Source organism: Rhizobium terricola (assembly GCF_012927355.1).
GTDB classification, from domain to species: domain Bacteria; phylum Pseudomonadota; class Alphaproteobacteria; order Rhizobiales; family Rhizobiaceae; genus Allorhizobium; species Allorhizobium terricola.
Genome location: NZ_JABBGK010000001.1, coordinates 520,087 through 542,439, shown reverse-complemented (window position 1 = coordinate 542,439; position 22,353 = coordinate 520,087). Strand labels below are relative to the sequence as shown.

The 22,353-nt window shown below is 63.7% G+C and carries 24 protein-coding genes; 11 read left to right on the top strand and 13 right to left on the bottom strand.

Annotated features, from left to right (window positions below; all coding sequences use genetic code 11):
• Positions 1 to 19: 19 nt before the first annotated feature.
• Positions 20 to 1,123 (top strand): redox-regulated ATPase YchF, encoded by a 1,104-nt coding sequence (gene ychF, locus HHL25_RS02480; RefSeq protein WP_169586934.1) that lies wholly within the window; start codon positions 20 to 22, stop codon positions 1,121 to 1,123.
• Positions 1,124 to 1,168: 45 nt separating this feature from the next.
• Here the strand turns inward: ychF and HHL25_RS02475 are convergent, their stop codons facing one another.
• The 3 genes from HHL25_RS02475 to HHL25_RS02465 all read right to left on the bottom strand — a co-directional run bounded on the left by HHL25_RS02475 (position 1,169) and on the right by HHL25_RS02465 (position 3,366).
• Positions 1,169 to 2,242, bottom strand: coding sequence for a hypothetical protein (locus HHL25_RS02475; protein ID WP_169586932.1), 1,074 nt, complete (start codon positions 2,240 to 2,242; stop codon positions 1,169 to 1,171).
• A 171-nt stretch (positions 2,243 to 2,413) separates the two neighbouring features.
• Positions 2,414 to 2,620: a YgaP family membrane protein gene (locus tag HHL25_RS02470; protein WP_169586930.1), complete on the bottom strand. Its 207-nt coding sequence runs from the start codon at positions 2,618 to 2,620 to the stop codon at positions 2,414 to 2,416.
• 89 nt (positions 2,621 to 2,709) lie between these two features.
• Positions 2,710 to 3,366 (bottom strand): Crp/Fnr family transcriptional regulator, encoded by a 657-nt coding sequence (locus HHL25_RS02465; RefSeq protein ID WP_169586928.1) that lies wholly within the window; start codon positions 3,364 to 3,366, stop codon positions 2,710 to 2,712.
• Positions 3,367 to 3,433: 67 nt separating this feature from the next.
• On the opposite strand from HHL25_RS02465, the gene HHL25_RS02460 reads away from it, so the two are divergent.
• The 6 genes from HHL25_RS02460 (at position 3,434) to HHL25_RS02435 (ending at position 6,608) form a co-directional block, all read left to right on the top strand.
• Positions 3,434 to 3,901, top strand: a complete 468-nt coding sequence (locus tag HHL25_RS02460) for a MaoC family dehydratase (RefSeq protein ID WP_169586926.1) — start codon at positions 3,434 to 3,436, stop codon at positions 3,899 to 3,901.
• On the top strand, positions 3,898 to 4,365 hold the full coding sequence (locus HHL25_RS02455) for a MaoC family dehydratase (RefSeq protein ID WP_169586924.1): 468 nt from the start codon (positions 3,898 to 3,900) through the stop codon (positions 4,363 to 4,365). Before HHL25_RS02460 ends, HHL25_RS02455 begins: the two co-directional genes overlap by 4 nt.
• An 11-nt stretch (positions 4,366 to 4,376) precedes the next feature.
• A complete protein-coding gene (locus HHL25_RS02450) occupies positions 4,377 to 4,856 on the top strand; it encodes a glutathione peroxidase (protein WP_169586922.1) in 480 nt (159 codons plus the stop codon).
• A gap of 7 nt (positions 4,857 to 4,863) precedes the next feature.
• On the top strand, positions 4,864 to 5,694 hold the full coding sequence (locus tag HHL25_RS02445) for an AraC family transcriptional regulator (protein ID WP_169589528.1): 831 nt from the start codon (positions 4,864 to 4,866) through the stop codon (positions 5,692 to 5,694).
• A 48-nt stretch (positions 5,695 to 5,742) separates the two neighbouring features.
• Positions 5,743 to 6,354, top strand: coding sequence for a LysE family translocator (locus HHL25_RS02440; protein ID WP_169586920.1), 612 nt, complete (start codon positions 5,743 to 5,745; stop codon positions 6,352 to 6,354).
• Positions 6,355 to 6,440: 86 nt separating this feature from the next.
• Complete coding sequence (locus tag HHL25_RS02435) at positions 6,441 to 6,608, top strand: hypothetical protein (protein ID WP_169586918.1); 168 nt, start codon at positions 6,441 to 6,443, stop codon at positions 6,606 to 6,608.
• An 87-nt stretch (positions 6,609 to 6,695) separates the two neighbouring features.
• Here HHL25_RS02435 and HHL25_RS02430 read toward each other — a convergent pair whose 3' ends face one another.
• From HHL25_RS02430 to petA, 4 genes are all read right to left on the bottom strand, one after another.
• Complete coding sequence (locus HHL25_RS02430; protein WP_169586916.1) at positions 6,696 to 7,238, bottom strand: adenine phosphoribosyltransferase; 543 nt, start codon at positions 7,236 to 7,238, stop codon at positions 6,696 to 6,698.
• A gap of 128 nt (positions 7,239 to 7,366) precedes the next feature.
• Complete coding sequence (locus HHL25_RS02425) at positions 7,367 to 8,245, bottom strand: cytochrome c1 (protein ID WP_169586913.1); 879 nt, start codon at positions 8,243 to 8,245, stop codon at positions 7,367 to 7,369.
• Between the two features lie 24 nt (positions 8,246 to 8,269).
• On the bottom strand, positions 8,270 to 9,538 hold the full coding sequence (locus HHL25_RS02420) for a cytochrome b (RefSeq protein WP_169586911.1): 1,269 nt from the start codon (positions 9,536 to 9,538) through the stop codon (positions 8,270 to 8,272).
• A 14-nt stretch (positions 9,539 to 9,552) separates the two neighbouring features.
• A complete protein-coding gene (gene petA / locus HHL25_RS02415; protein ID WP_169586910.1) occupies positions 9,553 to 10,131 on the bottom strand; it encodes a ubiquinol-cytochrome c reductase iron-sulfur subunit in 579 nt (192 codons plus the stop codon).
• A gap of 288 nt (positions 10,132 to 10,419) precedes the next feature.
• Here petA and HHL25_RS02410 point away from each other — a divergent pair, with 288 nt between their 5' ends.
• Entirely contained in the window at positions 10,420 to 11,355 is a 936-nt protein-coding gene (locus HHL25_RS02410) for an endonuclease/exonuclease/phosphatase family protein (protein WP_169586908.1), read from the top strand.
• A gap of 22 nt (positions 11,356 to 11,377) precedes the next feature.
• On the opposite strand, the gene HHL25_RS02405 is transcribed toward HHL25_RS02410, so the two are convergent.
• From HHL25_RS02405 to HHL25_RS02385, 5 genes are all read right to left on the bottom strand, one after another.
• Positions 11,378 to 13,261, bottom strand: a complete 1,884-nt coding sequence (locus HHL25_RS02405) for an ABC transporter ATP-binding protein (protein ID WP_169586906.1) — start codon at positions 13,259 to 13,261, stop codon at positions 11,378 to 11,380.
• 94 nt (positions 13,262 to 13,355) lie between these two features.
• Positions 13,356 to 13,781 carry a DMT family transporter gene (locus HHL25_RS02400; RefSeq protein WP_169586904.1) on the bottom strand — a complete coding sequence of 142 codons (426 nt, stop codon included), beginning with the start codon at positions 13,779 to 13,781 and terminating at the stop codon, positions 13,356 to 13,358.
• A 2-nt stretch (positions 13,782 to 13,783) separates the two neighbouring features.
• Positions 13,784 to 14,251 (bottom strand): DMT family transporter, encoded by a 468-nt coding sequence (locus HHL25_RS02395; RefSeq protein WP_169586902.1) that lies wholly within the window; start codon positions 14,249 to 14,251, stop codon positions 13,784 to 13,786.
• Positions 14,252 to 14,466: 215 nt separating this feature from the next.
• The gene (locus HHL25_RS02390; protein ID WP_169586900.1) at positions 14,467 to 16,410 is read right to left on the bottom strand and encodes a HAMP domain-containing methyl-accepting chemotaxis protein; all 1,944 of its coding nucleotides are present in this window, start codon (positions 16,408 to 16,410) and stop codon (positions 14,467 to 14,469) included.
• Between the two features lie 238 nt (positions 16,411 to 16,648).
• The gene (locus HHL25_RS02385; RefSeq protein ID WP_169586898.1) at positions 16,649 to 18,508 is read right to left on the bottom strand and encodes an ABC transporter ATP-binding protein; all 1,860 of its coding nucleotides are present in this window, start codon (positions 18,506 to 18,508) and stop codon (positions 16,649 to 16,651) included.
• 378 nt (positions 18,509 to 18,886) lie between these two features.
• On the opposite strand from HHL25_RS02385, the gene HHL25_RS02380 reads away from it, so the two are divergent.
• Together HHL25_RS02380 and HHL25_RS02375 are read left to right on the top strand one after the other, a co-directional pair.
• Positions 18,887 to 19,342 (top strand): tRNA (cytidine(34)-2'-O)-methyltransferase, encoded by a 456-nt coding sequence (locus HHL25_RS02380; protein WP_169586896.1) that lies wholly within the window; start codon positions 18,887 to 18,889, stop codon positions 19,340 to 19,342.
• Positions 19,343 to 19,549: 207 nt separating this feature from the next.
• Complete coding sequence (locus tag HHL25_RS02375) at positions 19,550 to 20,893, top strand: cell envelope biogenesis protein OmpA (RefSeq protein ID WP_205927701.1); 1,344 nt, start codon at positions 19,550 to 19,552, stop codon at positions 20,891 to 20,893.
• A gap of 51 nt (positions 20,894 to 20,944) precedes the next feature.
• Here HHL25_RS02375 and HHL25_RS02370 read toward each other — a convergent pair whose 3' ends face one another.
• A complete protein-coding gene (locus tag HHL25_RS02370; protein WP_169586895.1) occupies positions 20,945 to 21,205 on the bottom strand; it encodes a hypothetical protein in 261 nt (86 codons plus the stop codon).
• Positions 21,206 to 21,370: 165 nt separating this feature from the next.
• On the opposite strand from HHL25_RS02370, the gene hemF reads away from it, so the two are divergent.
• Positions 21,371 to 22,285: an oxygen-dependent coproporphyrinogen oxidase gene (hemF, locus tag HHL25_RS02365; RefSeq protein ID WP_169586892.1), complete on the top strand. Its 915-nt coding sequence runs from the start codon at positions 21,371 to 21,373 to the stop codon at positions 22,283 to 22,285.
• The last annotated feature ends 68 nt before the right edge of the window (positions 22,286 to 22,353 follow it).

Sequence of the window (22,353 nt, the reverse complement as noted above, 5' to 3'; positions counted from 1 at the left end):
CTGAGCAGGTATCAGAGCCATGGGCTTCAAATGCGGTATCGTCGGTCTGCCGAATGTCGGCAAGTCCACACTCTTCAACGCGCTGACCAAGACGGCGGCGGCCCAGGCCGCCAACTATCCGTTCTGCACGATCGAGCCGAACACCGGTGAAGTGGCGGTTCCCGATCCGCGCATGAAGAAGCTCGCCGACATCGCCGGCTCGAAGGAAATCATCCCGACCCGCATCTCCTTCGTCGACATCGCCGGCCTGGTGCGCGGCGCGTCCAAGGGCGAAGGCCTCGGCAACAAGTTCCTCGCCAACATCCGCGAAGTCGATGCCGTCGTGCATGTGCTGCGCTGCTTCGAGGACGACGACATCACCCATGTCGAAGGCAAGATCAATCCGGTCGGCGACGCCGACACGATCGAGACCGAGCTGATGCTCGCAGACCTCGAAAGCCTCGAGCGCCGCGTCGAGCAGACCCGCAAGCGCGCCACCGGCAAGGACAAGGATGCAACCGCCCAGCTGCCGGTCATGGAAGCCGTCATCAAGCTCCTGAACGAAGGCAAGCCGGCCCGCGTCCTCCTGAAGACGCTGGCGCCCGAAGAGATCGAAATCCTCAAGGGTCTGAACCTCCTGACCTCGCATCCGGTGCTCTACGTCTGCAACGTCGCCGAGGCCGACGCCGCGACCGGCAACAAGCATACCGAAGCGGTGGCAAAAATGGCCGCCGAACAGGGCGCCGAATGCGTCATCATCTCGGCCGCGATCGAGGCGGAAGTCGCCCAGCTGCCGGAAGAGGAAGCCGCCGAGTTCCTCTCAGCCCTTGGCCTCGACGAAGCCGGCCTCGACCGGCTGATCCGCGCCGGCTACCACCTGCTCGACCTCATCACCTACTTCACCGTCGGGCCGAAGGAATGCCGCGCCTGGACGATCGTCCGCGGCACCAAGGCGCCTGCCGCCGCCGGCGTCATCCACACCGACTTCGAACGCGGCTTCATCCGCGCCTTCACCATCTCCTACGACGACTACATCGCCTACAAGGGCGAAGTCGGCGCCAAGGAAGCTGGCAAGGGCCGTGACGAAGGCAAGGAATACGTCGTCCACGACGGCGACGTCATCCACTTCCGTTTCAACACCTGATACCGGCCGGGCCGGACATCGGACACGAACAGCGACTGCCGCCCTTCACCGAAGAGGCGGCAGTTTTTCTTTGAGCGGCTGCGGAAGTCCCGACACGACAATCCGCCGGAACCACGGCCAGCCGACGCCGATGGTCAGCACCACCAGCCCGACGATCAGCAGCGTCACGAAGATGTAGACGTCAAGCTTCATGTCGGCCGTCTCGAAGAGCTTGTAGATCGCGAAACCGAGCGACAGCAGGCCCGACGTCACGAACGCCCGCCGGTCGATCACCAGGCCGACACCCATGAACAGCGTCACGATCACCACCACCATGAAGGCCTCGCCGTTACCTGCGCTTTCCGGGAAGGCACCGAGATCGCTGATACCGTCCATGAAGACGAATGAAAGCATGGCATAGAGAAGCGCCGGTGCCGCCCCAAGATGCAGCCAGAACGCCACATCCGAACTGCGCGTCCGCCGCGCGGGATCCTTGAGATCGAAACTGAGTGCGAGGGCGAACAGTGCAAGCGCCGCCGCCAGAAGGATCACCGAGGTCGTCGTCCGATGGTTGACGACGAAGTTCACATCCCCTGTCGCCATCTGGATCAGATAGAAGATCAGGATGAGGCCGAGCGAGCAGGCCGACACGAAGAACAGCGCCAGCGACAGCGGAACGCGGTAGCGCCAATGGAATGCCGCGAGAAGCACCGGGAAAGGCAGCACGTAGAACAAGGCATAACCGATCGGACTGAAACCCTCGCTGTCGACGTCGAGGACGAAGGCCGTGACGACCGCAATCCACTGGACGAAGGCGATGGTGAGCGCGACCGCAGGTAGCGCGAGACGCTGGCGGCGCACCAGTACCTCGGCGAGGATGACGATGGCCGGCAGCGCCGCATAGAAGGTGCCGACGCCCCAGATGCCGGCGAGCACGATGACAATGCCGATCGTGATGAGCACGTCGTGGAAGCCGCGCACGAAACGCGGGGTCTCGGTGTCGCCGACGGGCTCGCGAATGCCATCGGCAGCCGCCGATCGGCCGCGATCGATGTAGGCCAGCAGTTTCTCCGCCTGTGCCTCGGTGATGATACCCTCCCGGCTGGCACCGGAAAGAAGCCCCTTCAAATCGGAATCCACGAAACATGCCCTCGTCAGCCATCAATGGACGATTGATACTCGGCGGGACCCGACCCGGCCAGAGGTCCGGGACGAAATAGCCTCAGGGCAACGGGGAATCCGTTCGTCCAACAGAAAAGACCCGCCGGTTGGTCGCCGGCGGGCCGTGTCAGGCATGCTCTGAAGCGGTAGTCAGACCTTCTTCATCGGGCAGGTCGAGATGCCGAGGATCGAGTAGAGCGGGCAGGTCGAGAACACACCGGTCAAGAGCGGCACGATGCCGATCAACGTGAAGTAGCGCCACGGCGCACCCGGATAGATGAAGAACAGTGACAGCACGATGAGACCGACGACGATGCGCAGGATGCGATCGACGGATCCGACATTCTTGGCGAACATGACTTTTCCTTTCGGGTGAAAACGGTTGCGATGCCAAAACATAACAAATGGCCCGTCGCGTTCAGTGACTTAGTCACCGGCCGTAAGAATTAGTCTGCGCTCGCCATGCGCTGCAGTTCGCTCCGCTCCAGCACATGCACCTGGCCGCGCTCGTTGGCGATCACCCCCTTGGACGCGAGTGCCTCAAGCCGTCGCGACACCACCTCGCGGGCCGATCCGATCATCACCGCCAGCTCCTGATGCGTCGCTTCGACCACATTGCCTGCCCCTGCCCGATCAAGCAGCGCGCGGGCAAGCCTCTGCTCGACCTTGACGAAGGCCACTTGCTCCAGCACGAACATCAGGTCGCCGAGACGCGCGGCAAAGGCGCGGAAGACGAAGGCACGGAAACTCGCGGACCGCGCGATCAGCGTTTCGAACATCGCTGGCGGCACCATGACCGCCACCAGGTCCGTCTCGGCGATCGCCTCGCCGGTGTAGAGCGCACCACCCAGAACGCCGAGCGTGGTCTGCACGCAGGTCTCTCCCGGGGTGACGGCATAGAGCAGCAGTTCGCGCCCGCCCCGCCCGCTGAGATAGACGCCGATCCTGCCGGAAATCAGGATGACGAAGGCCTGCGCCTCGTCGCCCGGCCGGAACAGAGTGGTCCGATCGGGCACGTGCTGCGGCTTCAGCCCTTCGAGAGCCGCCCGCGCCTCTGCATCGAGGATCGACAGGAAAGGTGTGTGATCGATCCACCCGCCCATGGCTCCTCCTTGTATTTGCCGTTGTCGGGCGCCATTCTGCACGGAAACGCCCACAAGGAAATGCTGCATGCCATTGCCAGGACTCTATTTTGAGGATTTCACGGTCGGAAGGGTTTTCGAACTCGGACCGAAAACCACGACCCCTGAAGAAATCATTGAATTTGCGAGAGAATTCGACCCGCAGCCGATGCATTTGTCGGAAGCCGCAGGCAAGGCCAGCATCCTCGGCGGCCTCTCGGCGTCGGGCTGGCACACCAGCGCGATGTTCATGCGCATGATGATCGATTCCTATCTGCTCGATGCCCATTCGGAAGGCGCACCGGGGATCGACACCATGGAATGGAAGAAGCCCGTGCTCGCGGGCGACACGCTGACCGGAAGCTCCACCGTCACCGCCGCGCGGCCGATGCGCTCGCGGCCCCATATCGGCATCGTCACCTTCGAACACCGGCTGGAGAACCAGCGCGGCGAAACCGTGATGCGCTCGGTCAATTCGGTGATGTTTCGCCTGCGTCCGCAGGAGAATGCCGCGTGAAGATGATCGAACTCTATCCGGCCGGCCACAGGGTCGAGACCGGCACGCGCACGTTTACGGCCGACGACATCATCCGCTTTGCCGAAAAATTCGACCCGCAACCGTTCCATACCGATCCGGAGGCGGCAAAGGCCTACGTCTTCGGCGCGCTCTGCGCCTCCGGCTGGCACACCTGCGCCGGTTGGATGCGTTGCTTCATCGACTTCTGGGGCAAGAAGGTGAAACGCCTTGCCGCGGAAAATATCATGCCGCCGAAGCTCGGCCCCTCGCCCGGTTTCGAACAGTTGCAGTGGCTGAAGCCTGTCTATGCAGGTGATACCATCACCTACAGCCTGACCAGCGTCGAAAGCCGTCCGCTCGCCTCGCGGCCCGGCCTCATCCTGAACACCGGGATCGGCGAAGGCGTGAACCAGGATGGCGAGACGGTTCTGCGCTTCAGGACCAAGATCCTCGAATTCGAATAGGAGACGCACCCGTGAGCATCTATGATTTCCACGCCGTCGACATCGACGGGAAAGACCGTGCTCTCTCGGAGTTCGCCGGCAAGGTGGTGCTCGTCGTCAACACGGCGAGCGCCTGCGGTTATACGCCCCAATATACCGGCCTCCAGCACCTGCAGGAGACCTTCGCACCAGACCTCGTGGTGCTCGGCTTCCCCTGCAACCAGTTCGGCGGCCAGGAACCCGGCAGTGAGGACGAGATCAAGGCCTTCTGCGACATCAACTTCAAGGTCGGCTTTCCGCTGTTCTCCAAGGTCGAGGTCAACGGATCGGGCGCCCATCCGCTGTTCAAGTACCTGACCCACGAGGTGCCCGGCATTCTCGGCACCGAGTCGATCAAGTGGAACTTCACCAAGTTCCTCATCGGCCGGGACGGTCAGCCGATCGCCCGGTACGCCCCCGGCACCAAACCGGAAGACATCGCCGGCGACATCCGCAAGGCGATCGCAGGCTGACATGACAATGGCGCGCGACGGTTTCCGCATGCTGCCGACCCGCTATGCGGGCCTGCATGCCGTCGCCGCCACCAGCAGCCACAGCTTCCCGCGCCACACCCATGACGAATTCGGCATCGGTGTCATCACCGCGGGCGGCCAGCTCTCCGCATCCGGCCGGGGCCAGGTCACGGCCGGTGCGGGAGACCTCATCACGGTCAATCCGGGCGAGGTGCATGACGGCCTGCCGATCCGCGGCGAAGCGCGAAGCTGGTCCATGCTGTACCTCGACCCAAACCTGCTTGTCGCCATTCAAGGCGGCCTCGGCGAGGAAAACGGGACGTTCGAATTCGCGCAGCCGGTGCTGAGCGGCCGTCCGGACACCGCGGGCTTCCTCTCCACCTTCGAACGCGCGACGACCCGGGATGAGACGGCCCGCGACATGGCGATCGAACAGGCCCTCCTCCGCCTATTCGCGCCGCTCGCAAGCGGGAAGGACAGGAGACCGGTCCATGGCCCCTCTCCCGGCCTTGGCCGCGCCCGCGCGCTGATCGACGACGATCCCTCCCGCGACACCTCGCTGGCGGATCTCGCGAGGGAAACCGGCCTCAGCCGGTTCCAGACGCTTCGCGCCTTCCGCGCCCTCACCGGACTGACGCCCCACGCCTATCTGCTGCAGCGGCGGGTTGCCGATGCCCGTCGCCGCATCGCGGCCGGAGCCTCGCTCGCCCTTGCCGCCGCAGAAAGCGGCTTTGCCGACCAGAGCCACATGACCCGCGAGTTCCGCCGGCGCTACGGCGTGACACCGGCCGCCTACAGAGCGGCTTGCCTGTCCTGCAATTCCATTCAAGACGCCTGAGCCGGCCCGGCGCTAACTTCCGCCGGTCATCAACAACCGGACAGGCCCATGCTCACCGAATTCATCATCACATCGCTGATCGTCATCGCAACGCCGGGAACCGGGGCGCTCTACACCATCGCCACCGGACTGGCCAACGGCCGCGCCGCCGCAATGGTCGCCGCTTTCGGCTGCACGCTCGGTATCCTGCCCCATATGGCAGCCGCGATGGCCGGGCTGGCTGCCGTGCTCGCGACCAATGAGACCGCCTTCAACATCCTCAAATTCGCCGGTGCGCTCTACCTGATCTGGATGGCCATCAGCATATGGCGCGACAGGTCGCTTCTGGCCCCGTCCGGCGAAGCGCAAAGACGCGGCAGCTTGGAAACCATCCGGCACGCGATCCTGATCAACCTGCTCAATCCGAAACTGTCGATCTTCTTTCTGGCGCTGCTGCCGCAATTCGTCCATCCGGACGATCCCGGCGCCCTGCCCGCAATGGCGGGCTACGGCCTCGCCTTCATGGCTATGACCTTTGCGGTCTTCGCCCTCTACGGGATCTTTGCCGCCATGACTCGTGATCGGGTACTCTCCAGTGCCCGTCTCACCAACCTCATTAGGCGCGTGTTCGCGGCCGGCTTTCTGGCGCTTGGTATCCGCCTTGCCCTTGCCGGCAGATGAAGGCGGGGCGCGTAAAGGGGAAAGACATCACGGAACAGTCCGCGCTCTCCTGTGTTCTCCCTGTGCGTCGAACAGAGGAGAACAAGATGCACAAGGACAAAAGACAGGAAGAACAGGCCGTAAAGGGCGATCTCGATCATCGCATCATCGTGGCCGGGCCGGAGACCCGCGCCCGGGAGAGCGGCAAGAAGGATCCGCAACCGTCAAAGACCGTCGTCAGGAACGGTGGCGAAAACACCCAATCCGGCAAATAGGCCGGTGATCGGACCTGGATAATCTCGCACTATCTGCGGCAACCATCGAACAGGGCCGCCGACTCGCACCGGCGACCCACAGAACCATCAGTGTCCGGAGAATTCGACGAGGGTGCGGACCTCGACGCCAAGGGCCTCGAGCTTCTGGCGCCCGCCGAGGTCCGGCAGGTCGATGACGAAACAGGCCGACACGACGTTCGCGCCGATCTTGCGGAGCAGTTGCACCGCGCCGACCGCCGTGCCGCCGGTGGCGATCAGGTCGTCGCACAGGATCACCTTCTCGCCCGGCTCGACGGCATCGATATGCATCTCCATCTCGTCGACGCCGTATTCCAGGCTGTAGGCGATGCTGACGGTCTCGTGCGGCAGCTTGCCCTTCTTGCGGATCGGCACGAAGCCGGCAGAGAGCTGGTGCGCGAGCGCACCTCCCAGAATGAAGCCACGCGCCTCCATGCCGGCGACCTTGCCGACCTTCAGACCTGCATAGGGCTGCACCAGTTCATCGACGGCGCGGCGGAAGGCCCGCGGATTGCCGAGCAGCGTCGTGATATCTCGGAAGATGATGCCCGGCTTCGGATAGTCGGGAATGGAGCGGATCGAGGATGCGAGCTCCAGCGCAAAGTTACTCATGTTCAGTCCACAATCGATTGGTAAGGGAGGAATTGGCCGACACTATCAAGTCCGGCAAATCGAGACCAACAAAAAAAGGCGACCCGTGGGCCGCCTTCTTTCGTCTGGATGCATCGATCCGCGAAGGATCAATGCTCCTTGTTGGCGTAGACCGACTTCTTCGTCAGGTAGACGAGCGCGGTGAAGATCGCCAGGAACACCATGACCATGAAGCCGGTGCGCTTGCGCTCTTCGAGGTGCGGCTCGGCAGCCCACATCAGGAAGGCCGAAACGTCCTTGGCATACTGGTCCAGCGTCTGCGGCGTGCCGTCGTCATAGGTGACCTGATCGTCGGCGATCGGCGGTGCCATGGCGAGAGCGGCGGCACCGGCGAAGTACGGGTTGAAGTGCGTACCTTCGGCGACGGTGACGCCTTCCGGCGGCTCCTGGTAACCGGTCAGCAGCGAGTAGATATAGTCCGGGCCGCCTTCCTGGTACTGCGTGAAAATGTCGAAGACGAAGGTCGGGAAACCACGCTCGACACCGCGGGCCTTGGCCAGCAGCGACATGTCCGGCGGAGCAGCGCCGCCATTGGCAGCGGCAGCGGCCTCGGCATTGGCGAACGGTGCCGGGAAGTGATCGGACGGAACGGCCTTGCGGGTGAACATTTCACCATCGGCGTTCGGACCGTCCTGAACTTCGTATTCGGCCGCGAAAGCCTTCACCTGCTCTTCGGAGTAACCGAGGTCTTCCAGCGTGCGGAAGGCAACCAGGTTCATCGAGTGACAGGCCGAGCAGACTTCCTTGAAGACCTTCAGGCCGCGCTGCAGCTGGCCCTTGTCGTACTTGCCGAACGGGCCGGCAAACGACCATTCGACATTGTGCGGCTTGAAGATCGGATAGTGGCTGGCAGCAGCGGCATGCTCGACGGCGGCAGCGAGGTCATGACCCTCTTCCGCAGCTGCGGAAGAGGCACCGAGACCCGCCATGGCAGCGATCAGCGCGATGCTTGTAACAAGCTTTTTCATAGTGTTGATCCCTCTCTCGCGCACTCAGGCCTGGGTTGCGGCAGACTTGCCGCTCTTTTCGAGAACCGCCTCGGTGATCGAGTTCGGAATGCGGCGCGGGGTTTCGAAGAGACCCAGCAGCGGCATGATCACCAGGAAGAAGCCGAAGTAATAGGCCGTGCCGATCTGCGACAGGATGACGTAGAGGCCTTCTGCCGGGCGCGAGCCGAGCCAGCCGAGCATGACGGCGTTGGCGACGAAGACCCAGAAGAACAGCTTGAACCACGGACGGTAGACCGCCGAACGGACCTTCGAGGTGTCGAGCCAGGGCAGGAAGAACAGGATGATGATCGAGCCGAACATCACCAGAACGCCGCCGAGCTTCGAGTCGATCGGGCCGACGTTGAAGGTGATCGCGCGGAGCATCGCGTAGAACGGCAGGTAGTACCATTCCGGAACGATATGGGCCGGCGTCTTCAGCGGGTTGGCCATCGTGTAGTTGTCGGGGTGGCCGAGGAAGTTCGGCATGTAGAAGATGAACCAGGCGAAGACGATCAGGAAGACCGATACGCCGAAGGCATCCTTGAGCGTTGCGTAAGGCGTGAACGGAACGGTGTCCGTCTTCGACTTCACTTCGACGCCGGTCGGGTTGGTCTGGCCGGTGACGTGCAGGGCCCAGACGTGCAGGATGACGACGCCTGCGATCATGAAGGGCAGCAGGTAGTGAAGCGCGAAGAAGCGGTTCAGCGTCGGCTGGTCAACGGCGAAGCCGCCGAGCAGGAACTGCTGGATCCATTCGCCGACCAACGGGAAGGCGGTGAAGAAGCCGGTGATAACGGTTGCGCCCCAGAAGGACATCTGACCCCAGGGCAGAACGTAGCCCATGAAGCCGGTCGCCATCATCAGCAGGTAGATGACCACGCCGAGGATCCAGAGGATTTCGCGCGGCGCCTTGTACGAGCCGTAGTAGAGGCCACGGGCAATGTGCAGATAGACGGCGATGAAGAAGAACGACGCACCGTTGGCGTGCATGTAGCGCAGCAGCCAGCCGTGGTTCACGTCGCGCATGATCTTCTCGACCGAAACGAAGGCGACGGTGGTGTCGGCCGCATAGTGCATGGCAAGCACGACGCCCGACAGGATCTGAACGATCAGCATGACCGACAGCATGGCGCCGAAGGTGTAGGCGTAGTTCAGGTTGCGGGGAACCGGATAGGCAACGAAGCTGTCATAGATCATGCGCGGCAGCGGCAGCCGCGCGTCGATCCACTTCTCAAGGCCGGTCGACGGCTGGTAACTGGAATGACCACTCATATTCTCTTATCCCCTCAACCGATCTTGATCACAGAATCGGAAACGAATGCAAATGTCGGAACGGGCAGGTTCTGCGGCGCCGGACCTTTGCGAATGCGGCCCGCGGTGTCGTAGTGCGAACCGTGGCAGGGACAGAACCAGCCACCGAAGTCGCCAGCCTGGCCGAGCGGCACACAGCCGAGATGGGTGCAGACGCCGATCATGACGAGCCAGTTTTCCTTACCTTCGCCGGCCGAGCGAGCGAGGTCGGTCGCTTCGGCAGTGGCATCGCCGTTGGCGTTGCGGGCAACCGGGTCCTTGAGGTCAGCGATCGCGACCGCCTTGGCTTCTTCCACTTCCTTTTCGGTACGGTTGCGGATGAAGACCGGCTTGCCGCGCCACTTGACGGTGAGCGACATGCCCGGCTCGACTGCAGCGACGTCGACTTCGATCGCGCCGAGAGCCAGCGTCGAGGCGTCAGGGCGCATCTGGTCGATGAACGGCCAGGCAACCGCAGCTGCACCGACGACACCGGCCATGCCGGTCGCCAGGTAAAGGAAATCGCGGCGAGTAGGCTCGCCCAAGGTTTCGCTATTCATCTCGTGCTCGCTCACGGTCAAACCATCCTCTTCGCGAATTCTGCGACACACCGCATTTCAAGGCGACGAGGATTGCATGCGCGGACACGATTGCGCCACAGATTCCCCGCCAATTTGGCGCGTTCTAAGCTTGATATTGAATTATGTCCAGTCTTCACAGGGGGATGAGGGCACAATGTCGCGGATTTATTCACGCCTCTTCGCCTGATTTTGCAGTGCCCTGCGGACTTGTTGCAACGCAAGTATAATTGCGGCATGGTCCCGCCTTCCGGGCACCGCCCCGCCCCATGGAATCGCGTTTGCATGAGAGACAGGCTTTCCCTCGTATTTTGCGTCCTGTTGTCTCTCGGACTGGCGATCGTCAGCCTCCGATACGTCACGGACTTCTGGCTGCTGTCCTTCTTCTTCAGCCTCCAGCCGCATATCGGCGTCGCCGCCGTGCTCGGCGCCCTCTTCTGCCTCGTGCTCCGGCGCAATGTCTTCGGCTGGCTGCTGCTGAGCCTCGCGCTGTTCCTGTGCGGGCATGCCATCTGGATGCAGCGAGAATTCCTGCCTCCGGCGACCGTCGCCCCCTCCGGCAGCGCATCCTTCCGGATGCTGAGCTTCAACATTCTCGGCGACAATTTCGCCAATGTCAGCCGCATCGTCGAGATGCTGAACGGTTCGGATGCGGATGTCGCCTTCGTCCTCGAGGCGGCTCCCCTCGAGCACCACCTGGAGGAGCTGTCGGCGGCCTTTCCCTACCGCATGGGCTGCGGCGCGCTCGTCGATGGCTGCGACCTGATGATCCTCTCGAAGCACCCCTTCGAACAACCGGAATTCATGAGCCTCAGCGACCTGCGCTCCGACCGCTTTGCCATGGCGGGCATCCGCATCGGCGGCGAGCGCGTACAGCTCGCGGCGATCCACGTGACCAAGCCCTATTTCGACGACTATCACACCGAGGAACTGCGCCGCGCCGGCATCGAACTGCGCAAACGGGGCGGTCCGACGATCATCGCCGGTGACTTCAACTCCGACACCATCGCGCCCGACATGCAGCGTTTCCTGCGGCGCAATGCGCTGTGGGCCACCGGCACCGAACCTGCCACCTGGCCGGTCGAGGCCGGCGTCTTCGGCATTCCGATCGACCACATCTATACGTCGGCGGACATCGTGCCGGTATCGCTGACACGCATTGCCGACAGCTACGGCTCGAACCACTACGGCCTGATCGCGGACCTCGCAGTCGGCCCCTGAGCGTCGACCGGTCGCGCCGTCCCTATTCCGCCGCCTTGTCGTCGCTGTCCTCGTGTACGGCGAGGAAACCGCCCGACTGACGGGCCCAGAGCTCGGCATAGAGCCCGCCCCTCTCGACGAGTTCGGCATGGGTGCCTTCCTCGATGATCCGGCCCTTGTCCATCACCACGAGGCGGTCGAGGGCGGCGATCGTCGAAAGGCGGTGGGCGATCGCCAGCACCGTCTTGCCCTGCATCAGCCGGTCGAGGTTCGACTGGATCGCCGCCTCGACTTCCGAATCGAGCGCCGAGGTCGCTTCGTCGAGGACGAGGATCGGGGCATCCTTCAGCATGACGCGGGCGATCGCGATGCGCTGGCGCTGTCCGCCGGACAGCTTGACGCCACGCTCCCCGACATGGGCGTCATACCCCTTGCGCCCGCGCTGGTCCTCGAGGCGCTCGATGAAGTCGAGCGCCTCGGCCCGGTCGGCGGCCTTGTCGAGCATATCTTCAGTCGCGTCTTCCCGGCCGAACACGATGTTGTCGCGGATCGAGCGATGCAGGAGGGCGGTGTCCTGGGTCACCATGCCGATCTGCGACCGGAGGCTTTCCTGCGTGACCTTCGATATGTCCTGCCCGTCGATCAGGATCCGTCCGCCCTCGACGTCGTAGAAGCGCAGGAGAAGGTTGACGAGCGTCGACTTGCCGGCGCCGGACCGCCCGACGATGCCCACCTTCTCGCCCGGCCGGATCGTCAGCGTCAGGTGGTCGATCGCTCCCCTCTTGCGCCCGTAGTGGAACGACACGTCCTCGAAACGGATTTCAGGGCTGGACACCTTGAGCGCGCTCGCGCCCGGCTCGTCGACGAGGCCGATCGGCTTGGAGATCAGCTCGGCCGAGTTCTGGATCGTTCCGATATTGCGCATGATGCCGTTGAGCTGGGTCATCATGCGGCCGAGCAGCATGTTGAGGCGCAGCACCAGGCCGAGCGTGAAGGCGACGCCCCCTGCCGTGATCGCGCCGGCGAACCACAGATCGACCGAAAGCACCGCGATCATCAGGATCATCACGCCCGACAGGATCGCGAGCGACGCCCTGACACCGGTCAGCAGACGCGCGAACGGCATCAGCGTCGCCTGGAACCGGTCGAAACCGGCCCGGATGTAGTGGTCGTTCTGCTTTTCGCGGCCAAACAGCTTGAGCGTCTGGATGTTCGAATACGAATCGACCAGCCGTCCGTTCAGCATGGAGGCGGCTTCCGCCGTTTCCCGGGCGTGATAACGGATGCGCGGCACGAAGATCCGGGCCAGGATGAGGAAGATGACGATCCATGACGCGATGATCGCCGCAAGCCGCCAGTCGAGCTGCGCCACGAGCGCCATCGTCGAGACGGTGTAGATCACCATGAACCAGACGACCTGCAGCAGCGAGGTCAGGAGATCCCCGGTCGACTGGCCGGCCGACCAGACCTTGGTGACGATGCGTCCGGAAAAGTCGTTCTGGAAGAAGGTGAGCGACTGGCGCGCCACATGCGCATGCGCCTGCCAGCGCACCAGGTTGAAGAAGTTGAGGACGATCACCTGTTCCTCGACGAGCGCGCCGATCGTGACCACCAGGAAGCGCCCGGCGAAGACGATCAACGCCATCACCAGCAGTTCGTAACCGTGGGCGGCGATCAGACCATCCCAGCCGCCCTCCTTCGGCACGGTGTCGAGCAGGTCGACGAGCCGGCCGACGAACCAAAACAGCCCGGCCTCCAGCATGGCGACGGCACCGCCGAAGGCCGCCATCATCAGGAACGGCACCTTGGCCTGGCGAACATAGAACCACACGAAGGCCCAGGTTCCGGCCGGCGGACGAAGGTCGTCCGTCCGCGAATAGGGATCGATCCAGTTTTCGAAAAGGCGGGCGACGGAACGAAAGATCATGCCACCGGATATAGGCGGATTCTGCCGCACGGCAAAGCGAATGCCGAGCGCTCGACATTACATTTGCGTCATGCTTCCGGGTGGCAGGCGCGGTCTATTGCTTGGAGAAGCGCGTGAGATAGATGCCGAAGAGAATGAGCGCGACGCCGGCCGGCTGGCCGAGGTGAAAGACCGCCGTGCCCCGCAGGTAGTCGATCGCAAGCCCCGCGATCATCTGGCTGCCGATGATCAGCAGCGCCGATCGCGCCGCCCCGACGCGCGGAAAGACGTAGGATGAAATGGCGACGAACACAGCCCCGACCATGCCGCCGGTAAAGGCCCAGACCGGCACCTGCCCAAGAAGCGCCAGCCCTTCCCGCTCGAAGAAGACGACGAACACGCTAAGCAGGAGGAAGCCGATGAAGTGGTTCCAGAACGAGGCCCGGAACGCGCCGCGGTCCATCGTCAGCCGGCCGTTGATCGACCGGCTCATGCCGACGGCGGCACCACCGGCCAGGGCGATGAGCACAGATCCGAGCATTATCACGCCCCTCCCGAATAGATGATCAGCGCACTGCCCGCGACGACGCAGAGCGCTGCCGCGATGTCGAAACGGTTGAGCGCCCGCTTCGGCGTGCCGAAAAGACCTCCGAGATCGGACAGGAGGCCGAACAGGATCTGCCCGACCAGAAGCAGCGACAAACCGCCGGCAAGCGCGAGTTCTGAATTGACGGCAATCGACGACAGCGCGACCGCGAAGGCGCCGGGCGCGCCGCCCAGATAGGACCACAGAGGCGGACGCCCGCCCGCCGGCCCGGCGATCGAGCCGCGACCGAAGAGCATCAGGTTGAGGCGCAGCAGGAAGAAGGCGGCGACGGCGCCGACCCCATGCACCACCCAGGATGCGACGAAGGGCGTCGAATAGCCCGCCAGCCCGCTGTTGATGGTGATCATGATCGCCAGCAGGCAACCGGCGAGCGCCGCCCAGATCCAATCGAGATAGTGTCGCATGAAGCCTCGCTCAGCCGGTGTCCGTCCGGTCGGACGGCGAAGGCGCTGCATAGCCCCGCAGCGATGACGCGGCAATCGATTTGTCCGCGACACCCCTTCAGGTTTTCTACACCCCCTCACCGGACGGATGGCCGCCGAGGCATTTCCGGCTGAGCAAACGAAAAATGGGGCCGCGCGGCCCCATTCCCCTGTTCTCACGAATACGTTGGACCGGATCAGAACTCCGACCAGCCCTCGTTCGCCACGGCGGCATTGCCGTTGAAGGCGTTGACCAGCTTGCGCCCGAGCGCGCGGGCCGGAGAAACGGCCGGACGCGAAGCCGCGCTCGCGGCACGGACCGGCGGCTGGTAGGCCTGGGCAGCCCCTTCGCCAAGCTTGAACTGCGCGAGAAGTTCGGTGAGGGCCGCGGCCTGCTGGGCAAGGCCGTGGCTCGCCGCCGTCGACTGCTCGACCATGGCGGCATTTTGCTGCGTGCCCTGGTCCATCGTGTTGACCGCGGTGTTGATCTCCATGAGGCCGGTCGACTGCTCGCGTGCCGAGGTGACGATCGCGCCGACATTGCGGTTGATCTCCTGCACTTCGGCGACGATCTTCTCCAGCGCCTTGCCGGTCTCGTCGACGAGCGACACGCCGTTGCGGACCTGTTCGCCCGACGTCGTGATCAGCGCCTTGATCTCCTTCGCCGCGTTTGCCGAACGCTGGGCGAGTTCGCGAACCTCCTGGGCGACGACGGCAAAACCCTTGCCGGCTTCACCGGCGCGAGCGGCTTCGACGCCGGCATTGAGCGCCAAGAGGTTGGTCTGGAACGCGATGTCGTCGATCACGCCGATGATGTTCGAGATCTCGCCGGAGGACTTTTCGATCTCCTGCATGGCGGAAACGGCCCGGCGCACGATCTCGCCGGAGGTCTCGGCCCCTTCCCGGGTCCGGGCGACGAGTTGGCCCGCTTCCTCGGCGCGAACGGAGGAATCCTTGACCGCCGTCGTCACCTGCTCGAGCGCTGCCGCCGTCTCCTCGACGGAAGCGGCCTGCTGTTCGGTGCGTTTCGACAGATCGTCCGCAGCCGAAAGCATCTCACGGGCACCGGCATCGATCGCGCGGGCGTTGTCGCCGACCGCGCGCATGGCGTCCTGCAGCTTGGAGACCGAATGGTTGAAATTGACGCGGAGCCCGTCGAGGTGACCGGCAAAGGCCGCGTCGATCTTGACTGCGAGATCGCCATCGGAGAGGCGCGCAAGCCCGCCTGCCAGCTGGTCGACGGCAAACTGGACCTCGGCCGCCTCGCGTGCCTTCTGCTCTTCGCGCGCAATCCGTTCCTGTTCGGTGAGGCTGCGGTTCTGCTCGGCCTGCCGTTCGAGATTGGCGCGCTCGATGGCATTGTGGCGGAACACGGCGACGGCTGCCGCCATCTCGCCGATTTCGTCCTTGCGGCCGTCGAAGGGGATTTCGGCCGAGGTGTCGCCGGCCGCCAGATTGTTCATCGCGTGGGTGATGTCGGTGATCGGACGGGCGACACGGAAGAAGCTCAGGAGCGCTGCGGCCGCCGCAACCAGCGCGGCAAGAAGCACGGAACCGATCGTCGCATAGATGGAAAAGAGCGAGACCGAGTCGGCATGCGCCATCGCCGCGTCCGTCGTGCTCCGGTTGAGTTCGACGATGTCGTTCATCCGCGCCGAGGCAGTCTTGGCGACGTCCGTCATCTTGCCGGTGAACAAGGCCTTGGCGCCGGCGATGTCCGCGGCAGCCTTGTGTTCGAGCAGTTCCGCACCGAGCTTGTCGTAATCGTCCAGCGCTGCCTTCAACCGGTCGAACAGCTCGACCGCCTGGGTGCGTGTGCCGTTGCCGGCGATCATGGCGCCGAAAGCGTCGAACGCTTCGCCGCGGGCGGCAACCGCACGGTTGAGCCCCTCGGTAAGCCTTGCCAGTTCGTCGGCATCGGCGGCGCTGAGAATGATCGCATAATTGCGGCGGACTTCGGCGAACTGGGCGTTCATTTTCGCCACCGCCAGGGTGCGCGGCATGCGTTCGTGGCCGATGACATCGACCTGCTGCTTGACGTCGGAGATGAACTTGATGGCCATCACGCCCTGCACGATGCCGAGCGTCACGACGACCGCAAACAGCAGCGGCAACATGACTTTGATTTTGATGTTGGACATAACATTTGTTCCGGGAAGGAGAATCGGCATCCCAACGAACACGGGCAGAAATGCCCTCGGAAGATCATCTTCCAAAAATTAGGTCGGGTACTAATTAAGCTAAATTGGAACAAGTGAACGAAACCTTGCCCACTGTGTCGTTTTGACACGTTGATTCTTACGGGCAAGCTTTCGCAGTTGCGAAGGCCGGGACTTGATGCAGTCCCGGCCAACGCTGCTTCAGCATTAAACGAAAGTCTTATTCTGCTGCTTCTTCAGTGGGTTGTTCGATCTGATCGGCCAGGAAACCGCCCGATTGGCGGTTCCAGAGGTCGGCATAAACGCCGCCCTTGGCGACCAGTTCGCCATGCGTCCCGGTCTCGATGATCCGCCCCTTGTCGAGGACGACGAGCCGGTCCATCTGGGTCAGCGTCGACAACCGGTGCGCGATCGCGATCACCGTCTTGCCTTCCATCAGGGAGAACAGGCTTTCCTGGATCGCCGCCTCGACTTCCGAGTCGAGCGCCGACGTCGCCTCGTCGAGGATCAGGATCGGCGCGTTCTTGAGGAACACGCGGGCGATCGCGATCCGCTGCCGCTGGCCGCCGGAAAGCTTGACGCCGCGTTCGCCGACCTGCGCGTCGAGACCGGAGCGCCCCTGCATGTCGGCGAGCCCTTCGATGAAGTCCCAGGCATTCGCCCGCTTCGCCGCCTCGATCACCTCCGCATCGCTCGCCTCCGGCCGGCCATAGGCGATGTTGTCGCGGATCGAGCGGTGCAGGAGCGAGGTGTCCTGCGTCACCACGCCGATCGAATGGCGCAGGCTGTCCTGCGTGACCGCCGAAATGTCCTGGCCATCGATCGAGATGCGACCGGTTTCCAGGTCGTAGAAGCGCAGCAGAAGGTTCATCAGCGTCGTCTTGCCGGCGCCTGAGCGCCCCACCAGGCCGACCTTTTCTCCCGCCTTGATGGTTAGCGAGAAGTCTTCGATCACACCCTTCGACTTGCCGTAGTGGAAGCGCACGCGATCGTAGACGATCTCGCCGTTTTCCACCTTCAGCGCCTTGGATGCCTCGGCATCGACGATGTCGTGCGGCTTGGTCATCATGCCCATGCCGTCATAGACGGTACCGATCTGCTCGAAGAGGGCCGCGACCTCCCACATGATCCAGTGGGACATGCCGCTGATGCGCATCGCAAGGCCGATGGCGACGGCGATCGCGCCGACCGAGATGGAACCGCCGAGCCAGAAGGCGATGCTGAGGCCTGCGATGGCAAAAAGCGCAACCGCATTGTTCACGTCGACGGCGATGTTGAGCAGCGTGAACTGCCGCATCTGCCGGCGGACGGAATCGAGGAAGGTGTCCATGCCCTCGCGCGCATAGACCTCCTCACGGCCGGAATGGGAAAACAGCTTCACCGTCGCGATGTTGGTGTAGCTGTCGACGACGCGGCCGGTCATCAGCGAGCGTGCGTCCGCCTGCTCGCTGGACAGTTTGCGCAGCCTCGGCAGGAAACTCGCGAGGATCGTGATGTAGAGCAAGATCCACAGGACGAGCGGCACGGCAAGCCGCCAGTCGACGGATGCCACCAGCGTCACCATGGAGATGAAGAAGGTGACGGCATAGACGAAGACGTCGATAAGCTTCATTGCCGTTTCGCGCACGGCAAGCGAGGTCTGCATGACCTTGGTGGCCACGCGTCCGGCAAACTCGTTGGCAAAGAAGGTCATCGAATGGCGCAGCAGGAAGCGGTGCATCTGCCAGCGGGCGATCATCGGGAAACTGCCGGCCAGCACCTGGTGCATGACCACGCTGTGCACGACGCCGACCACCGGCAGGCCAATCAGCACCAGCGCGCCCATCCAGACCAGCCGTCCCCCCTCCGTCGCGAGGAAGGTGGTCGGGTCGGTCTTGGACAGCCAGTCGACGATATTGCCGAGAAACTGGTAGAGCACCACCTCGCCGACCGCGATCAGGCCCGAGCACAGGCCGAGCAGCAGCAGCCATGGCGCGGCGGACCGGGTATAATGCCAGCAGAACGCGACAAGCCCCTTCGGCGGCAGTGCCGGGTCTTCGGCCGGAAAGGGATTGAGGCGGCTTTCGAACCACGAAAACATGGAAAGACTCCGGATAAAACGTGACCCGCTCCAAATGCTGGAACCGCGACGCGGATCCCGGCGGGCGAAAGATCAGATCTAAGGCCGCAATCCGGCCGCAGGGCGATTCAAGAAAGTCAGTTTGGGAAGAGAGGCGAAGTCGCCTTCACGCAGCCTGCAGAAAATGCGGGACCGGAAGGCGCGTCATACCGTTTGATGTCATCGAAGCCTCCCTTGTTGCGTGTTGAAGATGTTCGTCTTCTAGACCGACATTTCTGCCTTGAAAAGCGTCAAACCGGCAAATTTCCGTGATCGAACGCCTCTGTTGCCCGAAGACAACAACGCCCGGGATGGTTTCCACCCCTTGAGCCGGGCCGCCACCCCGCGCTAGGAAGGGCGATGACCGCGCTTCGCATCGCCCTTTACCAGCCCGACATTCCCGGTAATACCGGCACGATCCTCAGGCTCGCCGCCTGCCTTGGCCTCGGCGTCGACATCATCGAACCGGCCGGCTTCGACATTTCCGACCGCAACCTCAAGCGCGCTGGCATGGACTATCTCGCAAGCGTAACGCTACAGCGCCACGTCAATTTCGAGCGCTTCGAGGAATGGCGGGCAGAATCCGGCCGGAGACTGATCCTGGCCTCGACCCGGGCGGCCACGCGCTACACCGAATTCGCCTACCGCCCCGACGACATCCTGCTTTTCGGTCGAGAAAGCGCCGGAGTGCCGGACCATGTCCACGATCGCGCCGATGCCCGCGTCCTCATCCCGATGGTCGAGGGCCAGCGCTCCATCAATGTTGCGATGTCGGCGGCAATGATCGCCGGCGAGGCCCTGCGGCAGACCACCTGACGGGACAGACGGCCGACGGTCTTTCTCTCCTGTGGCGGCCCTCCATCACCTGAACGTCGTCAAACCGGGCTACAGTGCAGCGGTCCGCCGCCTACACCTGTTGGTTACATCTGCAACTGCGGCATGATGCCCCCGGCCTCTCTCCGCATTTGCTAATTCTACCGACGGATGCTATGTTGCAACGCAGCAAAAACCGGGAGACGATCGATGTTCGAGACCGCATTCGCCCTGAGTTTGACCCAGTTTGCCAGGACGCTCAGCTTCCCCGAGAGGCTTCAGCACCGTCCCGCGCGCAATGCCGCACTCGAGCCGTGGCGCCTGCGCAATACGGGTCTCGATGCCCTCTTTTATGACGTGCGGGCCCTGACCGCCGAAGAAACCTTCTACGTCAGCGACGCGCTGGCCTCGGAAGGCCTGATCATGATCGTCCCGCCGAGCGGCGGCCCGATGCTGACGCTGTGCGACAGTGTCGACGAATACAAGCTGCGCGGCGGCCGCGACGTGCATGCCATGGCGGTCGCCGGCGTCGGCGGTTCGGCGATCGGTGCCGCCGCCTTCGCCCGAAACGTCGCCGACGCGATCGGCGCGCCCGTCGCCGCCGTCGTGTCCGGCTACGGCCTTGGCGACATCATCAACGAGACCATGGGCGGTTCCTTCTTCTTCGGCTGGCTCGGCCACATGCGCAACGACCTCGAGGTGATCGACGACGTCGTCGGCCGCCCGCGCCTCGGCGCCTACGAGGACCGCCACAAGCTGGCGCTGAAGCCCCATCCGAGCTGCCTCGACACCGACACGGTCGAGACCCTGCTCGCCGACCCGGATTTCTCCTTCACCCTGCTCGCCGGCCATTCCCGCGGCAATCGCGTTCTGTCCGAGGCTCTCTATTCGATCAAGGAAGAGGCGCCGAAGCGCATACGTGCCTTGGCACCCGACCTGAAGATTGTCACCTTCGGCGGTCGCATCACCATGCCGCCGGATTGCCGCGACGTGGTGGATGTCATCGGCGAGCTCGACTGGTTCGGCGAAATGAACTCCCGGCCGCAGATCGAAAGCGATATCCGCGTGCCGCTGGCCGGTCACTCGACCAACACCGACTTTGCCGCATCGCTCCAGGTCACCCGCATCATCAAGGAGATCCTGGCCCGGGGCGCAACCGCCGCCGAACCGTCTTCGCCCGCAGCCGTCCCGGCGCCGGTGGAAGCCGTGGTGACTACCCTCCCCGTCCCAGCCCCCACAGACGTCAGCGAGGAATTGACGGAACCGGCCGCAGCCGCGCCGCTGCCCGAAGTTGCCAGCACGCCCGAGCTTGCGGCATCACCCGAGCCGGAAGCTCCGGTGGCCGAAGCTGAGGCAACAATCCCGGAAGTCGTGCCGGAAGAGGCGGGCGTCCTCGCCGCCGCCCCGGTGGCAACTTCAGCACCCGTGGAAACCGCAGAAGTGCCGCCGCCGAGCGAAATCCTCGCCCCCAGCGCGCCGATCCGCCCCGCGCCGAAGAAGTCGGGCATCGCACCGCGCGGACCGTCCCGACCGAAAGGCTCCGGCCGTCGCTGACCGCGACGGCCCTGCGGGGGGTGATCGCTTGAAAGCAGGAGTTGTGGCGATTTAGTCAGCCGTCGGCAGCCGGCGCATGGTGAACTCGATCCGGTCGCCATCGAGCTGGCGCCAGCTTTCCACTTCCGTCCAGTAGGCGGCCTTCGGAAAACTGTCGAACCACTCGCGCGCCTTGGCACGCGCTTCGTCCCGTGTGAGGCAGAAGGTTTCTCGAACAAAATGCGCACCGTCGCGCGCGCCCTTCGCCTGACGCTGCTGGGCGATCCGTCTCTTGAGGCCGTCCAGCGGCGGCGGACCCGGTATCTTCGTCATGAAACACCTCGATGCCCTCAAAATAGGGGCGCAGCCGCGGATTTGCGAGTCGAATCTGGGGGACGGCCCTGCCCTTCGTCTGGTTGAGGCGGGATCGACCTGCTAATTGCAGAATTTGAAAGAGGCGCCGAGTCGCCGTCCATGGGCTTAAGCCCCGGGGGAAGGATGCAAAGACCTGATCTGCCGAAAGGCCTGCCGTTTGACATCGAGGACAAGAAGCTGGCCGCCCGCGCCTGGTTCGAGGGCCTGCGCGACACCATCTGTGCCTCCTTCGAAGCGCTGGAAGACGAGCTGACCGGCCCGCTGGCCGACCAGAAGCCCGGCCGCTTCGTCGGCAAGGACTGGCTTCGCGACGGCGGAGCCGGCGGCGGCGGGCGGATGTCGATGATGGAAGGCCGCGTCTTCGAGAAGGTCGGCGTCCATACCTCGACGGTCCACGGCGAATTTTCGCCCGAATTCCGCAAGACCATGCCCGGCGCGGAAGAAGATCCCCGCTTCTGGGCTTCCGGCATTTCGCTGATCGCTCATCCGGTCAATCCGAACGTGCCGACCGTGCACATGAACACCCGCATGGTCGTAACCACCAGCCAATGGTTCGGCGGCGGTGCAGACCTCACCCCGATGCTCGATCGCCGGCGCACGCAGGACGATCCCGACACCCGCCTGTTCCACCGCGCGATGGAGATCACCTGCGGTCGTCACGCCGCCGTCGCGGATTATCCGAGATTCAAGGCCTGGTGCGACGAATACTTCTTCCTGCCGCACCGCAACGAGCCTCGCGGCATCGGCGGCATCTTCTTCGACTGGCTGCATTCTCCGGAAGAGATTGGCGGCTGGAATGCCGACTTCGCGCTTGTTCAGGATGTCGGCCGCGCCTTCAACCTCGTCTATCCGAAGATCGTGCGGTCGAACTTCAACCTGCCCTGGACCGAGGAAGACCGGGACGAACAGCTCGTGCGGCGCGGCCGTTATGTCGAGTTCAACCTGCTCTACGACCGCGGCACGATCTTCGGCCTGAAGACGGGCGGAAACGTCGAGTCCATTCTCTCCTCCTTGCCGCCGGTGGTGCGCTGGCCCTGACGGCGTTCCCGTCCCGCGAACCGCGCATCGATATCCACAGCCAGAAGCGTCACCTGGGCGGCAAATCG

Coding starts and splice junctions, on each gene's coding strand:
- HHL25_RS02380 (WP_169586896.1), top strand. CDS start 18,887: ATGACCGCGCTTCGCATCGCCCTTTACCAGCCCGACATTCCCGGTAAT.
- HHL25_RS02400 (WP_169586904.1), bottom strand. CDS start 13,781: ATGCTCGGATCTGTGCTCATCGCCCTGGCCGGTGGTGCCGCCGTCGGC.
- HHL25_RS02370 (WP_169586895.1), bottom strand. CDS start 21,205: ATGACGAAGATACCGGGTCCGCCGCCGCTGGACGGCCTCAAGAGACGG.
- HHL25_RS02435 (WP_169586918.1), top strand. CDS start 6,441: ATGCACAAGGACAAAAGACAGGAAGAACAGGCCGTAAAGGGCGATCTC.
- HHL25_RS02445 (WP_169589528.1), top strand. CDS start 4,864: ATGGCGCGCGACGGTTTCCGCATGCTGCCGACCCGCTATGCGGGCCTG.
- HHL25_RS02440 (WP_169586920.1), top strand. CDS start 5,743: ATGCTCACCGAATTCATCATCACATCGCTGATCGTCATCGCAACGCCG.
- hemF (WP_169586892.1), top strand. CDS start 21,371: ATGCAAAGACCTGATCTGCCGAAAGGCCTGCCGTTTGACATCGAGGAC.
- HHL25_RS02385 (WP_169586898.1), bottom strand. CDS start 18,508: ATGTTTTCGTGGTTCGAAAGCCGCCTCAATCCCTTTCCGGCCGAAGAC.
- HHL25_RS02395 (WP_169586902.1), bottom strand. CDS start 14,251: ATGCGACACTATCTCGATTGGATCTGGGCGGCGCTCGCCGGTTGCCTG.
- HHL25_RS02410 (WP_169586908.1), top strand. CDS start 10,420: ATGAGAGACAGGCTTTCCCTCGTATTTTGCGTCCTGTTGTCTCTCGGA.
- HHL25_RS02375 (WP_205927701.1), top strand. CDS start 19,550: ATGTTCGAGACCGCATTCGCCCTGAGTTTGACCCAGTTTGCCAGGACG.
- HHL25_RS02405 (WP_169586906.1), bottom strand. CDS start 13,261: ATGATCTTTCGTTCCGTCGCCCGCCTTTTCGAAAACTGGATCGATCCC.
- HHL25_RS02430 (WP_169586916.1), bottom strand. CDS start 7,238: ATGAGTAACTTTGCGCTGGAGCTCGCATCCTCGATCCGCTCCATTCCC.
- HHL25_RS02465 (WP_169586928.1), bottom strand. CDS start 3,366: ATGGGCGGGTGGATCGATCACACACCTTTCCTGTCGATCCTCGATGCA.
- HHL25_RS02390 (WP_169586900.1), bottom strand. CDS start 16,410: ATGTCCAACATCAAAATCAAAGTCATGTTGCCGCTGCTGTTTGCGGTC.
- HHL25_RS02425 (WP_169586913.1), bottom strand. CDS start 8,245: ATGAAAAAGCTTGTTACAAGCATCGCGCTGATCGCTGCCATGGCGGGT.
- HHL25_RS02470 (WP_169586930.1), bottom strand. CDS start 2,620: ATGTTCGCCAAGAATGTCGGATCCGTCGATCGCATCCTGCGCATCGTC.
- ychF (WP_169586934.1), top strand. CDS start 20: ATGGGCTTCAAATGCGGTATCGTCGGTCTGCCGAATGTCGGCAAGTCC.
- HHL25_RS02460 (WP_169586926.1), top strand. CDS start 3,434: ATGCCATTGCCAGGACTCTATTTTGAGGATTTCACGGTCGGAAGGGTT.
- HHL25_RS02420 (WP_169586911.1), bottom strand. CDS start 9,538: ATGAGTGGTCATTCCAGTTACCAGCCGTCGACCGGCCTTGAGAAGTGG.